Source organism: Actinomycetospora endophytica (genome assembly GCF_021026375.1).
Taxonomy (GTDB): domain Bacteria; phylum Actinomycetota; class Actinomycetes; order Mycobacteriales; family Pseudonocardiaceae; genus Actinomycetospora; species Actinomycetospora endophytica.
The window spans coordinates 118,185-131,816 of the sequence record NZ_JAJNDB010000001.1 but is presented as its reverse complement, the minus strand read 5'-3'; the positions used below and the strand labels follow the sequence as shown (position 1 = coordinate 131,816).

Here is a 13,632-nt window from a genome sequence, read left to right as displayed (position 1 = left end):
CCCCACCTCGGACGACGTCCGCCCAACGGCTCGGACGATCCGGGGAACGGCTGGATCGGCTCGCACGGACGCGGTGTCCGGTCGGAGCGAAGTGGTGCGTTCGGATTAACAGATGCGTTCTTCGGGCTGCCATGGAACGCCATGCCGCTCCACGCCCCCACGATCGCGGTGAAGGCGGGCCGGCCCGGAGCCTGGCGAGCAGCGCGGGGTCCTCGGCCGGCGCGCTGCGAGAGTCAGTACTCGTCACACCAGCTCGGCGTCCGCGTGGACGTGCAGCAGCGCGGGACCATCCGCCGCGAACAGCGCCGCCACGGCCCGGTCGAGGTCGTCGGCATGACGGACCGGAATGCCCGTCGCGCCGCAGAGCTGTGCGTAGTCGGCGAAGTCGGGGTTGACCAGCGATGTCTGCCACACCGCGTACTCGCCGGCGAGCTGCTCTTTGCTGATCTTGCCCAGTGCGCCGTTGTCGAGCAGGACGTGTTTGATCGGGATCCCGTACTTCACCGCGGTGGTCAGCTCGGCGAGATATTGACCGAAGCCACCGTCGCCGGTGACGGCCACGACGGGTCGGTCGGGTGCCGCGGCCCACGCGCCCATCGCGGCCGGGTAGCCGAACCCGATCGAGCCGAGGTAGCCGGACATCAACACCGGCTGCCCGGCACTCTCGAAGTAGCGACCGAACGAGTAGGCGTGGTTCCCCACGTCGACGGCGATCGTCGCGTCGCGTGGGCAGTGCTCCGACAGCGCCGCGAACACCGCCGCGCTGGACACTCCGCGGCCGCGGTCGTCGGCCGCGCGGCGGGCCTTCTCCGCGCGCCAGATCGCCCACCGCGCGGCCACGTCCGCCCGCTGGTCGACGGCCGCCGAGGTGGACCCGAGCAACTCGATGAGGGTTCGAAGGCTCACGGCGGCGTCTCCGAGCACCCCGACCGAGACCGCGTCGAAGCGTCCGATGGCGCTCGCCGCGTCGTCGATCTGCACGATCGGCTTGTAGGGGGCGATGCCGGTGTGGTTCGCGAACGAGGCCCCGACCACGATCAGCAGGTCGGACTCGTTCATCAACCACGACGCCACCGGCGTGCCGGAGCGACCGAGAACGCCGCCGCCCAGGGGGTGTGTGTCGGGCACCAGTCCCTTGGCCCGGAAGGTGGTGAGGACCGGCGCGCCGAGCCGTTCGGCGAGCTCGCGAAGCTCCGGGGCGGCGCCGCGTGCCCCCTGGCCGGCGATGATCACCGGCCGGCGGGCGGCGCGCAGCATCTCCGCGGCCGCCGTCGAGGTCGCTGCGGAGGGTGCGGCCGCGAGGTCGGCGCGACGTCCGAGTGGTCCGGCGACGGGGGCGTCGCACGGGAGATTCTGCACCTCGTCGGGCAGCACGAGGTGGGCCACGCCGCGCCCGTCCAGCGCGTGCTTGACCGCTGTCGCGGCCAGTTCGGCGTGGTCGGACCCCGCGTTCACGGTCACGGTGGACAGAGCGACGTCGCGGAACACCGCGGACAGGTCGACGTCCTGGAACGCGCCGCGTCCGAGCACCTTCGACGGCACCTGCCCGGAGATGGCGAGCACCGGTGCCCCGTCGAGACGGGCGTCGTAGAGGCCGGTGAGCAGGTTCGTGGAGCCCGGCCCGGCGATCGCGAAACACGCCGCCGGGCGGCCGGTGAGCTTCCCGTACGCGGAGGCCGCGAACGCCGCCGCACCCTCGTGCCGGATCCCCACGTACCGGATCTCGGCGCGCTCCTCGGCGGCCCGCAGCGCGTCGGCGAATCCCAGGTTGGAGTGGCCGACCATCCCGAAGACCGTGTCCACGCCCCACGCCACGAGCGTCTCCACCAGCACGTCCGCCACGCTGCGGGGCCTCGGCACCACGTCCGGCAGGCGGACGTAGACGCCGTCGTCCCGCTCCTCGACGTCGAAGGCCTGCGGGGCGTCGGAGAAGCCCTCCGGTGGCCGGCCGGTGGTCGGGTCGTAGTCGTAGCCGTGCCACGGGCAGCGCAGCAGGCCGTTCTCGATGGATCCCTCGCCCAGCGGTCCGCCCTGGTGGGGGCAGTGGTTGTCGAGGGCGCCGACCCTTCCGCCGCACCGGGTGAGCGCGATGCTGCGGCCGTCCACGATCGCGGTGCGTACCCGGCCGTCGCCGGGGACCTCGTCGACCCGGTGCCAGGTGGCGGTCATCGCGCACCCACCCCGGCGTGGCTGACACCGACCAGGTCGGTCACCTCGCGTTTCCAGCCGGTCAGTTCTCTCGGAGTGCGGGCGATCGGAAGGATGGTGCCGGCCATGTAACGCTCCCTGTTCGCGCGGACACGTAGTCCAGGGAACAGTGCTCCTACGACGGGCGCGCGTTACAGGTCATGTGGAGGTCCAGATGGACGAGAAGGTCCTGGTGTCGACCCGGCGGGCTCTGCACGGTGTCGCCGAGCTCGTCCTCGCCGGCCCCCAGCAGCGCGCCCACGGGACGATCCACCTCCAGGCGGTACCCGGTGGCTTCCGCGCGACCGCCGCACCGGTCCGGGTCGAAGGCGTCGAGCTGGTGTGGGACTCGGGACGGATCGGTCTGGAGGGGCGCAGCTGCGCCGAGCTGGCCTCCGCCGTCGACGCGACAGCTGCGGCGCCGGGCACATATCCGGACGCCTCCGGGGTGGCCCCGGAGGAACCGCTGGCCGTCGACCCGATCGCGGCCGACCTGCTCGAGAGCTGTCTCGCCCGCGGGGACGAGGGACTGCGGCGGTTCGCCGCCGGATGCGAGCCGGTGCTGTGGCCGGAGCACTTCGACGTCGGGATCGACCTCGACGAGGTCAACTACGGCCTTTCGCCGGGAGACGCGCAGTATCCGCGCCCCTACGCGTACGTCGGCCCCTGGAGCCCGCGCGATGGGACGTTCTGGAACGTGTCGTTCGGCGCCCTGCGATGGGCCGACGATCTCCCCGACGCGGATGCGGTGGCCGCGTTCTTCGAGGAGGGCCGTCGTCGGACCTGATGCGCCCCTCGCGGTTGGTTCGGACTGCGCTGTGAGCTCGCCCGTAGGTGTCTTTCGAGCTGCGACACCTCTGCACGATGAAAGATGCGACGGAGCGAGCTGAACCGTCACGCCGTGGCGCTCCGCCGACGCTGGTAGACCCTGCCACCGGCATGGCTGCTCACGTCGACGAGCACGGCCAAGGCGAGCCACAGGTAGTCGAGCCCGACGACCCCGCCCGGCGCCACGAGCATGTACACCAAGGTCGTCCAGGGCAGGATCAGGAAGCCGATGATCGGCCACAGCAGCGTCCCGAATGTGGCGCTCCACTGGAGTGGCGCGATCAACCACCACACGACGATGACGGCCCGGGGCCCGAGTATCAGCAGAATGATGAGCAGGCACACGGGCCACGTTCTAGTCGGACGTACCCGGTAGGTCCCCACCCGCGAAGGATGAACTGCGCGGGCCGCGGGCCGCGGGTCGTCGGCGTCGACGATCCCGCCCCGAGCCCGGCGGGCCACGGCAACGACGGTCGTGTGAAGCTCCGCGAGGTTTCCGGGCCAGTGCCACGCCATCAGCACATCCCATGCCGCGGTGGCGAATCGGGTGGCGGACTCCGGCGCGGGTAGATCGGCCAGCACGTGCCGGACGAGCGCCGGGATGTGTCGTCCCAGTCCCGCCGCATCTCGCCCGGCTCAGGCCGCCAGGCGGGATGCCCAGCGCCGGACCAGGACGGGTGCCCCGGCCGCCCCGAGCAGGGTGACCGCCCCGAGCAGGGCGACGGCGGCGGAGAGCCCACCGAGCGGGACCGACACGGCGAACAACAGGAGCGGGCAGAAGAACTGGCCGATGAACATCGCCGCGGTCCAGAGCCCGGTGCCACGGCCGCGTTCGGCGAACCCGAGCCGACTCAGCGCCCAGGTCAGCAGCGTCGGCAGCAGCAGTCCGGTGCCCGCGCTCGCGATCACGGCGCCCACGGTCAGGACCACCGGTCCCGACGCCAGCCCGACGACGACGAGGCCCACGCCCGCCAGCCCGAGGGCGAGCGGCAGCAGCACCGCGATCCGCGGGCCCCGAGCGGCCGTCCGACCGAAGGCGAACGCCCCGGCCGCCGTCGCCAGGGAGGCGATCGCACTGATGAGGCCGATGGTCGCCGTGGAGCTGATGCCGAGGCCCGCGAGGACGAGGGAGAGCCCTGCGATCGGGGTGTAGAAGACGATGCCGCCGAAGAGCGTGACCAGGCACGGCACGAGGATCAGGCGCCACGGGATCGGCGGCAGAGCCGGTCGGGCGGCGGCCGCGACTCGACCGGTGGCGGGCACGAGCACGGCCACGAGCACCGCGACGACCAGGCCGGCGAGGTACATCCAGAACGGCGCGCGCCAGCTCACGGCGCCGAGCGCGCCACCGAGCCCGAAGAACACCGTCGCGGCGAGCGTCGTCGTGATCGTCTGGCGCGCGAACCACCGGTCGCGTCGCGGTCCGGACCACAGGTCGGCGATGAGCGTCGTGCAGGCCGTCATGATCGCGGCCTCGGTGATCCCGACGAGCACGCGGCTGGCGACCACGAGCGGCAGCGAGTCGGCGCCCAGGGCGTGCAACCACAGCGGCGCGGTGCCCACGAGCGAGTAGACGACGAGCGCGGCCACGAGGATCCGCTTGCGCCCGACGGCGTCGACGATCCGTCCGGCGACCGGCGCGAGCAGACCGATCATCAGGGCCGGCGCGGTGAGGACGATCGGGACGAGGACCTCGACGCCGGGCGTGCCGGCGAAGGCCGCCATCATGCGTGGCAGCACGGGCGCGAGGAGCACCGAGCCGAGGATCGGCAGGCAGCTGCCGGCCAGCAGCACGGCGCCCTGCCCGACGGTTCCGGGCCGTTCGGGCCCCACCGCCTCTCCGTGCACCTCGCCGGTGAGGGTCCGCTCCGTCACGACCGTTCTCCGTCCGCCTGGTGGCCGCCGTGACCGGCACCACGGATGGGTCGGAGTCTCGAGGTGGGATCGGCGTGATCGGAAATCACTCCGCTTGGGGGCCGCCATCCACCGCGGCGATGGTCGGCAGCGCGGCGCCGACCTCGGCCAGCAGCGCGCGCAGCCATCGGTGGGCCGGGTCCCCGTCGTACATCGGGTGCCACCACATCGCCTCGACCAGCGGGGCGGCGTCGAACGGGCACGGGACGACCCGCACGCCGTCCTCCGGGCGCAGCCGGGCGGCGAGGCGGCCCTGGAGCAGGCCGACGCGGTCGGTGCCGGCCACGAGCTCGGGCACCGGCAGGAACGACTCGACGACGACCTGCGGGTGCGGCTCGATGCCGTGGGCGCGTAGCTGCTGCGCCGCCGCGGTGAACGCCGTCGGACGGTGGTAGATCGTCACCCACGGCAGGGTGGCCAGGTCGTCGAGCGTGACCGTCGCTCCCACCCGCGGGTTGTCCCGCGCCACGAGCAGCACCCACCGGTCCTCGTAGAGATCCAGGTAGGGCAGGTCGTCGACGAAGCCGTGGGGGATCAGCAGGCCGTCGACCCCGCGCAGCCGCTCGTCCGCACCGCTGACGTCCTCGGGGGTGTGCGGGCGCAGCCGCAACCGGGCCTCGGGGGCGCGCTCCGCCAGAGCGGCGGCCAGCGGCGGGCCCAGGACGGCCGTCGCATAGTCCGACACCAGCAGCGTGAACTCGCGGGTGGTCGCGGCGGGGTCGAAGTCCGGCGCCGCGGAGAACACCCGCTCGACGCCGGCGACGGCGTTCTCGGTGCGGTCGACGAGGCGGACAGCGAGCGGGGTGAGCTCGTAGTGGTTGCCGATCCGGGTGAGGAGTTCGTCGCCGAAGTGCCGCCGGAGCCGCGCCAGAGCGGCGCTCACCGCGGGCTGGGAGAGTCCGAGCGCGGCGGCGGCGCGGGTGACGTTGCGCTCGGTCAGCAGGGCGCGCAGCGAGAGCAGCAGGTTGAGGTCGAGGTTCACGAGCCGGATCGCGGCGGACGGCGACGACGAAGGCGGTGGCGGGCCGGAGGCACCGCCGGTCGTCGCGGACATCGTGCAGGAATACCGCGCGGAAGCGGCACGCGACAACGCCGGGCATCGACGGCGTCGATGCCCGGCATCAGCGGTTCGCTCTTCCGGGCCCCCGGTGACCGGCCGCACAGTCGTCGTGGCACCGACGGCGTCGCGGAGGATTCCCATGAACAGGCTCGGCACGTTCTCGCGGCCCGGGGACGATCGACGGTTCCCCGGGGCGGTCACCGCGGCCGACCGGGTCGTGGACCTCACCGACCAGGCCCCGACGACCCGGGACCTGCTCGCCGACTGGGACCGCGTGCTGCCCCGGCTGGACGCTCTCGGCGATGCCGACGGTGAGCCGCTCGCCGGGCTGCGCGTGCACGCCCCGCTCGAGCCGGGCCAGGTCCTGCAGTCGGGCGCGAACTACCGCACCCACGTCATCGACCTCGCGGTCGCGCACCGCCCCGCCGACGACGCCCGCACCGAGGCGCAGGCCCGGGCCGAGATCGCCGCGATGATGGACCGCCGAGCCGCCGAGGGGACGCCGTACCTGTTCGTCGGGCTGCCGTCGGCGGTCACCGGGCCCTACGACGACGTCACCATCCCGCCCTGGACCGACAAGCTCGACTGGGAGCTCGAACTCGCCGCGGTGATCGGCCGCGAGGCGTTCCGGGTGGACCGCGAGCACGCGCTCTCCCACGTCGCCGCCTACACGATCGCCAACGACCTCACCGCCCGGGACCAGGTGTTCCGCCGCGACATGCCCGAGATCGGCACCGACTGGTTCCGCGGCAAGAACGGGCCCGGGTTCACCCCGCTCGGCCCGTGGCTGCTGCCCGCGCGGGACGTCGACCCGGCCGACCTGCGGATCCACCTCGAACTGGACGGCGAGGTGATGCAGGACGAGACCACCAAGGACATGCTCTTCGACACCGCGTCCCTCGTCGCCGCGGCCTCGGAGATCACCCCGCTGCGCCCGGGCGACCTGGTGCTCACCGGCAGCCCGGCCGGCAACGGCATGGCCCGGGGCCGGCTGCTGCGACCGGGTGACGTCATGACGGGGACGATCAGCGGGCCCGGAGACGAAGCGCAGCGGAGCTCGACCGTCGGATTCGGCGCGCAGCGCACGCGGGTGGTGGCGTAGATGATCAACTCCACGCTCGTCGTCGGCGGGGGCGCTTCCGGCGCGGCCACCGCGATCCTGCTCGCGCGCCGGGGGATCGGCGTCGACCTCGTCGAGGCCAAGTCCGACGTGGCCGGGGCCGGCTCGGGCATCACGCTGCAGGGCAACGCGCTGCGGGTGTTCCGGGAGCTCGGCGTCCTCGACGAGGTCCTGGCCCACGGCTACGCCTTCGACGACGTCGGGCTGCGTGCCCCCGACGGCACGGTCCTCGTCGAGATCCCCGACGCCCGCACCGGCGGGGCCGACCTCCCGGCCACGGTCGGCATGCCCCGCTCGGAGATGGCCCGGATCCTGCTCGACGCGGCCGCCGCGGCCGGGGCGAAGGTGCGGACGTCCACGTCGCTCACCGGCCTCGACGACGGCGTCGCCACCTTCTCGGACGGCTCGACGAGCCGGTACGACCTCGTCGTCGGCGCCGACGGCCTGAACTCGACGGTCCGCGCGACGATCGGGATCGCCGCGCGGCCCGAGCCCGTCGGCATGGGCATCTGGCGGGTCTTCACGTCGCGGCCGGCGAGCATCACGCGCACCGACCTCACCTACGGCGGCGCGGCCTACATCGCGGGCTGGTGCCCCACCGGCGAGGACTCCCTCTACGCGTACCTCGTCGAGGACGCCCAGGACCGCTCGGGGCTCTCGCCCGAGGAGTCGCTCGCGACGATGCGCGAGCTGGCCGCGCACTACGGCGGTCCCTGGACCGAGATCCGGGAGCGGATGACCGAGCCGGGCCGGGTCAACCACACCTGGTTCACCCACCACGTCGTCGACGGGCCGTGGCACCGCGGGCGGGTCGTGCTCGTCGGCGACGCCGCCCACTCCTGCCCACCCACCCTCGCCCAGGGCGCCGCCCAGGCCCTCGAGGACGCCGTCGTACTGGTCGAGGAACTCCTCGCGCACGACGATCTCGACACCGCGCTCACCGCCTACGGCGAGCGACGCCGTCCCCGGGCGACGGCGGTGGTCGAGGCCTCGGTCCAGATGGCCCGCTGGCTGCTCGATCACGAACCCCCGCCCCAGGCCGGGGGCACCGCCGACGTCCCCGGCCTGATGGCCCGCGTCTCCGCCCTGCTCGCGCAGCGGCCCTGAGCCGCACCCCGTCGCTTCGCTCGCCTGACCAGGAGCCCCAGATGGACCGTCTGATCACCCACCTCCGGCACGTCGACCTCGCCGTGCCCGACTACGAACGCCAGCTGGCCTTCTACACCGACCTCTGGAAGCTGTCCCCCGAGAGCAGCGACGCCGGGATCGCGTTCCTGGCCGCCGAGGGCTCGCCGGAGCAGTACCAGGTGCGGCTGCGCGCCGACACCGAGAAGCGCCTCGACCTCATCGCATTCGGCGCCGAGACCGCGGCCGACGTCGACGCGCTGGCCGAGGAGCTCCGCGCGCAGGGCGTCACGCTGGTCAGCACGCCGGACAAGCTGCAGACCCCGGGCGGCGGCTACGGCTTCCGGTTCTTCGACCTCGAGGGCCGGACCATCGAGGTGTCCTCCGACGTCGCGGTCCGCGCGCACCGACGCGTCGAGGAGGGCGAGTCGGTGCCGGTGAAGCTCTCCCACGTCGTCATCAACTCGCCACAGCCCGAGGCCCTCGTCGCCTGGTACGACCGGCACCTCGGCTTCCGGCTCTCGGACACCCTGACGAGCCCCCACATGGGTTCGATGATGTGGTTCCTGCGCTGCAACCCGCAGCACCACAGCCTCGCGATCGCGCGCTGCCCCCACGTGTCGCTGCACCACGCCTCGTTCGAGCTGCGCGGCATCGACGAGTACATGCGCGGAACCGGACGGCTGCTGCGGGCCGGCGTCGAGAAGGTGTGGGGCCCGGGCCGGCACCTGGCCGGCAACAACACGTTCTCCTACTTCCTCGACCCGCTCGGCAACACCGTCGAGTACACGACGGAGCTCGAACGCCTCGACGAGGACCTCTGGCACCCTCATCTCTACGACTTCACCGACCCGCAGGTCTCCGACCAGTGGGGCACCGCGAACCCGATGAGCGAGTTCGTCGCGACGAAGTCGTTCAACGACCCCGACCGCGGCGTCTTCGTCGCGCCCCCGGTCTGAGGAGCCACGACATGACGACGATGTCGGTCCCCACGTCCGCGGTCGACCCGTTCGCCCCGGAGACCCTCGCCGACCCCCACCCCGTCTGGCGGGCACTGCGCGAGGCCGGCCCGGCGGTCCGGCTCACCAGCCACCCGGCCTGGGTGATCCCCCGCTACGCCGAGCAGCGCGCCGCGCTCATCGACCACGCGACGTTCTCCTCCGCGGAGGGTGTCGGTCTCGACCCCGTCCTCAACGAGAACACCCGCGGCACGGTCATCGCGAGCGACCCACCCGCCCACACCCGGCTCCGTACCGTGCTCGCGTCCCAGCTGCTCCCGCGCGCGATGCGGGCGCTCACCGACGACATCCTGGCCCGAGGGGACGCCCTCGTCGCCGCGTGCGTCGAGCGGGGCAGCTTCGACGCCGCCGCCGACCTGGCCTACCCGTTCCCCGTCGACGTGGTCGCGGATCTCCTCGGTCTGCCCGAGGAGGGCCGAGACGCCCTGGTCGGCAACGCGGACGCCGCCTTCGTCGGCTTCGGTCCCCGCGACGAGCGCGCCGCCGCGGCGATGCCTGCCGTCGGCGCGATGTTCGGCTACCTCGGGTCCGCGATGGCGCCGGACCGGGTCCGTCCCGACGGATGGGCCGCCCAGGTCTGGGCGGCCGCGGAGCGCGGCGAGATCGACCACGCATCGGTCGTCCCGCTGCTCTCGGCCTACCTCGTCGCGGGGATGGACACCACGATCCACGGCATCGGCAACACCATCGACCTGCTCGCCCGCGACCCCGACGCCTTCGCGGGTCTGCGCGCCGACCCGTCGCTGGCCGGGCCCGCCTTCGAGGAGTCCCTGCGCGTGGAGTCCCCGGTCACGGCCTTCTTCCGGACGACGACCCGCGAGGTCGACGTCGACGGCGTGACGATCCCCGCCGGGGAGAAGGTGCTGCTCCCCTTCGCCTCGGCCAACCGCGACGAGCGGCGCTGGGCCGACCCCGACCGCTTCGACGTGAAGCGCCGGCCCACCGGCCACCTCGCCTTCGGCGCCGGCATCCACAACTGCGCCGGGCAGTTCCTCGCGCGGGTCGAGGCGGAGGCGATCCTCGGTGCGCTCGTCCGGCGGTGCTCGTCGATCACGCCGGCCGGACCGGCCGAGCGCGCCCTCGGCCCGGTCATCCGTGGCATGCGTGCGCTGCCGATCACCGTTCGGGAGGTCTGATGCGGATCGCGACCGTGCGGTACGCGGGCGCCACTCGCGTCGGCGTCGTCGTCGGTGACCCGGGCGAGGAGCGGGTGCACCTCCTCACCACCGGGGTCTCGCTGCTGGACCTGCTGCGGTCGGGCGAGCTGACCGCCGCCGGGCAGGACGCACTGCGGACCCGCCCCGTGCCGCTCGCGGACACCCGGCTGCTCGCCCCGCTCGAGCCGCCGACGGTGCGCGACTTCGTCGCCTTCGAGGAGCACGTCGACGGGGTGCGGCGGGCGGTGTCGGGGGAGTCGGGCCTGCCCGAGGCCTGGTACGACGCGCCCACCTTCTACTTCTCCAACCCCTACGCGACGACAGGTCCCGACGACGACGTCCCGGTGCCACCGGGATGCGCGGTGCTGGACTTCGAGCTCGAGGTCGCCGCGGTGATCGGGCGGACGGGCCGCGACCTGTCGTCTGCTGAGGCGGCGTCGTACATCGCGGGCTACACGGTGCTCAACGACTGGTCGGCGCGCGACCTGCAGGGCCGCGAGATGCAGGTCGGGCTCGGCCCGGCCAAGGGCAAGGACACCGCGACCACGCTGGGCCCCTGGCTGGTCACCGCGGACGAGTTCACGCCGGACGCCGAGGGCTTCCTCGACCTCGCGATGACCTCGCGGGTGAACGGGCGCGTGGTCGGCGAGGACCTGCTCTCGAACATGGGCTGGCCGTTCGGAGACCTCGTCGCGTACGCCTCCCGGGGCACCGAGGTGCGTCCCGGCGACGTGCTGGGCTCGGGGACGTGCGGCAACGGGGGGTGCCTCGCCGAGCTGTGGGGCCGGGGGACGTCGCGGGAGGAGCTGCCGCCGCTGGCACCGGGCGACGTGGTGTCGCTGGAGGTCGAGGGCATCGGGACGGTGACCAACCGGGTGGTGGCCGGGGTGGCGCCGCAGCCGATCCCGGGGGCCCGACCCCGGCCGCGTCGTCGTCCCGGCGATCGGGTTGAGCAGTCATGACCAGCCCGACGGTCGACGTCCACGCCCACCTGCTCGTCCCCGGCGCCGAGGCGCTCGTCCCCGACGAGCCCGAACTCGCCGCGGCCCGCGCGGTGGAGGCGCGCGCCGCCGGCCCGGCCTCGGCCCGCGTCAACCGGGAACAGATCGCCGCGCTCGGCCCGGCGCTGACGTCGCTGGAGCACCGGCTCGCGTGGATGGACCGGGCCGGGCTCGACGTCCAGCTCGTCAGCCCCATGCCGATCCACCACACCTGGGCCGGGCCCGACCTCGCCGCGCGGTACGCCGCCGCGGTCAACGACGGCGTGCTCGCGCACTGCGCGGCGGCACCCGAGCGCCTCGTCGGACTCGGCACCACCCCGCTGCAGCACCCCGACCTCGCCGTGGAGGTGCTCCGGAGCGCGATCGCGGCGGGCCTGCGCGGCGTGGAGATCTCGACGTTCGTCGCCGGCCCCGACGGCACCCGTCGCGAGCTGGACGACCCCGCGCTCGCCCCGTTCTGGGCGGCCGCCTCGGAGTCGGAGGCGGTCGTGTTCGTCCACCCGTGGGGCTGCACCCTGGCCGAGCGGCTCGACGTCGGGTACCTGTCCAACTCCGTCGGGAACCCGGTCGAGACGACGGTCGCGCTGTCCCGGCTGGTGCATGGCGGGGTCCTCGAGGCGGCGCCCGGCGTGCGGGTGCTGGCCGCGCACGGCGGCGGCTTCTTCCCCTATGGGACCGCCCGGCAGGACCACGCGTGGCACGCCCGGCCGGGCGACCGGGCCGCCGCCGCGCCCCCGTCGGCGGCGCTGCGCCGGATCTGGTTCGACGCGCTCGTGTACACGCCCGAGGCGCTGCGGTACCTCGTCGCCGTCGCGGGTGCCGACCGCGTCGCGCTCGGCACCGACCACCCCTTCGACATGGGCGTCGACGACCCGCTCGCCCGCCTGGACGCGGCCGGCCTCCCGGCCGCGGACCGGGACGCGATCGCCGGCGGCACCGCCGCGGCACTCGGCCTGCTCCCGACGGCCTGTGACACCACGACGAGGAGCTCCGCGTGACCACGCATCTCTCGACCGAACCCGTCGACGTCGACCTCGGGGACGGGCTCCACGCCTACGTCCAGCCCGACGGCAGCTGGATGATCAACAACATGGCGTTCCTCGTCGGGCGCTCGGGGGTCGTCGCCGTGGACTCCAGTTCCACCGAGGCCCGCACCCGGGCGTTCGTCGAGCACATCCGGTCGGTCACGCCCGCGCCGATCCACACCCTGGTCAACACCCACAGCCACCCCGACCACACGGCCGGCAACAGCTGGTTCCCCGGGGCCACGATCGTCGGGCACGAGGCCACCCGGGCCGAGATGCGGGCGATGGCCGCGCTGCCGCCGATGGAGGGGGTGTTCGAGCCCTTCGACCAGGGGGCGGTGCCGTCCACGCCGCCGTTCCTGACCTACGCCGAGGGCATCACCCTCTGGGTCGACGATCTGCGCTGCGAGGTCCGGCACGTCGGTCTCCCCGCCCACACCACGAACGACTCGATCGTCTGGATCCCGGAGCGCTCGGTGCTCCTCGCGGGGGACCTGCTCTTCGCGGGCGGGACGCCCTTCCTGCTCTCCGGGTCGATCGAGGGTGCGATCCACGTCCTCGAGACGATCGTCGCTCCGCTCGGTGCGCGCACGATCGTGCCGGGACACGGACCGGTCTGCGGACCGGAGGTGATCTCCCCGACCGTGGACTACCTGCGGTTCGTCCAGGACGTCGCCCGCCGGGGCCGGGACGCCGGGCTCACGCCGCTCGAGGCCGCCCGCGAGTGCGACCTGGGCCGGTTCGCCGAGTGGAGCGAGCCCGAGCGCATCGTCGGCAACCTCCACCGCGCCTACGCCGAGGTCGGGGCCGGGGAGGTCGACGTGGTGGGCGCGTTCCGCGACATGGTCACCTTCAACGGCGGTCGCCCGCTGCACTGCCGGGCCTGACGTCCGGAGGGCGGGTCAGTCACGGGCGACCGGGAGGGCGTGGAGCTCGAACACGATCATGTCGGTGCCGCGATGCGGATGGCGACGCGCCGGCGCTGGCCGAGGGATGGTGGATCAGGCTGGCCCGGAGAGTCGCTTCGAGACCACCGTCGCTGACCGCAGTCGGTAGTGAGTGCAGGTCACGCAGGGCGTGCAGGCCCACACGCACCGCGGCCGGATCGTCGTCGCAGGTCATGAGGTCGGTGACGGGTTTCTGAAGGGTGGCTGAGGCGACGCGACCGGGCCTGGGTCGCGCCGGGGCGGCCGCGC

The 13,632-nt window shown here is 73.6% G+C and carries 12 protein-coding genes; 8 read left to right on the top strand and 4 right to left on the bottom strand.

Annotated elements, in window-relative coordinates:
* Positions 1-243 precede the first annotated feature (243 nt).
* Complete coding sequence (locus tag LQ327_RS00650) at positions 244-2,169, bottom strand: thiamine pyrophosphate-binding protein (RefSeq protein WP_230729592.1); 1,926 nt, start codon at positions 2,167-2,169, stop codon at positions 244-246.
* A 193-nt stretch (positions 2,170-2,362) separates the two neighbouring features.
* Here LQ327_RS00650 and LQ327_RS00645 point away from each other — a divergent pair, with 193 nt between their 5' ends.
* The gene (locus tag LQ327_RS00645; RefSeq protein WP_230729591.1) at positions 2,363-2,974 is read left to right on the top strand and encodes a hypothetical protein; all 612 of its coding nucleotides are present in this window, start codon (positions 2,363-2,365) and stop codon (positions 2,972-2,974) included.
* A gap of 107 nt (positions 2,975-3,081) precedes the next feature.
* Here the strand turns inward: LQ327_RS00645 and LQ327_RS00640 are convergent, their stop codons facing one another.
* The 3 genes from LQ327_RS00640 to LQ327_RS00630 form a co-directional block, all read right to left on the bottom strand.
* The gene (locus LQ327_RS00640) at positions 3,082-3,618 is read right to left on the bottom strand and encodes an AAA-type ATPase lid domain-containing protein (protein ID WP_443611912.1); all 537 of its coding nucleotides are present in this window, start codon (positions 3,616-3,618) and stop codon (positions 3,082-3,084) included.
* Between the two features lie 33 nt (positions 3,619-3,651).
* Entirely contained in the window at positions 3,652-4,890 is a 1,239-nt protein-coding gene (locus tag LQ327_RS00635) for an MFS transporter (RefSeq protein WP_230729589.1), read from the bottom strand.
* An 85-nt stretch (positions 4,891-4,975) separates the two neighbouring features.
* Complete coding sequence (locus LQ327_RS00630; RefSeq protein ID WP_269069109.1) at positions 4,976-5,983, bottom strand: LysR family transcriptional regulator; 1,008 nt, start codon at positions 5,981-5,983, stop codon at positions 4,976-4,978.
* 145 nt (positions 5,984-6,128) lie between these two features.
* On the opposite strand from LQ327_RS00630, the gene LQ327_RS00625 reads away from it, so the two are divergent.
* Genes LQ327_RS00625 through LQ327_RS00595 form a run of 7 tightly spaced genes read left to right on the top strand, consistent with a single transcriptional unit; the run spans position 6,129 to position 13,323 of the window.
* The gene (locus LQ327_RS00625) at positions 6,129-7,091 is read left to right on the top strand and encodes a fumarylacetoacetate hydrolase family protein (RefSeq protein WP_230729588.1); all 963 of its coding nucleotides are present in this window, start codon (positions 6,129-6,131) and stop codon (positions 7,089-7,091) included.
* On the top strand, positions 7,092-8,216 hold the full coding sequence (locus LQ327_RS00620; protein ID WP_230729587.1) for an FAD-dependent monooxygenase: 1,125 nt from the start codon (positions 7,092-7,094) through the stop codon (positions 8,214-8,216).
* A gap of 41 nt (positions 8,217-8,257) precedes the next feature.
* Positions 8,258-9,193, top strand: a complete 936-nt coding sequence (locus tag LQ327_RS00615) for a VOC family protein (protein WP_230729586.1) — start codon at positions 8,258-8,260, stop codon at positions 9,191-9,193.
* 11 nt (positions 9,194-9,204) lie between these two features.
* On the top strand, positions 9,205-10,389 hold the full coding sequence (locus LQ327_RS00610) for a cytochrome P450 (protein WP_230729585.1): 1,185 nt from the start codon (positions 9,205-9,207) through the stop codon (positions 10,387-10,389).
* A complete protein-coding gene (locus tag LQ327_RS00605; protein ID WP_230729584.1) occupies positions 10,389-11,372 on the top strand; it encodes a fumarylacetoacetate hydrolase family protein in 984 nt (327 codons plus the stop codon). Before LQ327_RS00610 ends, LQ327_RS00605 begins: the two co-directional genes overlap by 1 nt.
* On the top strand, positions 11,369-12,409 hold the full coding sequence (locus LQ327_RS00600) for an amidohydrolase family protein (protein WP_230729583.1): 1,041 nt from the start codon (positions 11,369-11,371) through the stop codon (positions 12,407-12,409). Before LQ327_RS00605 ends, LQ327_RS00600 begins: the two co-directional genes overlap by 4 nt.
* On the top strand, positions 12,406-13,323 hold the full coding sequence (locus LQ327_RS00595; protein ID WP_230729582.1) for an MBL fold metallo-hydrolase: 918 nt from the start codon (positions 12,406-12,408) through the stop codon (positions 13,321-13,323). The genes LQ327_RS00600 and LQ327_RS00595 overlap by 4 nt, the downstream gene beginning before the upstream one ends.
* The last annotated feature ends 309 nt before the right edge of the window (positions 13,324-13,632 follow it).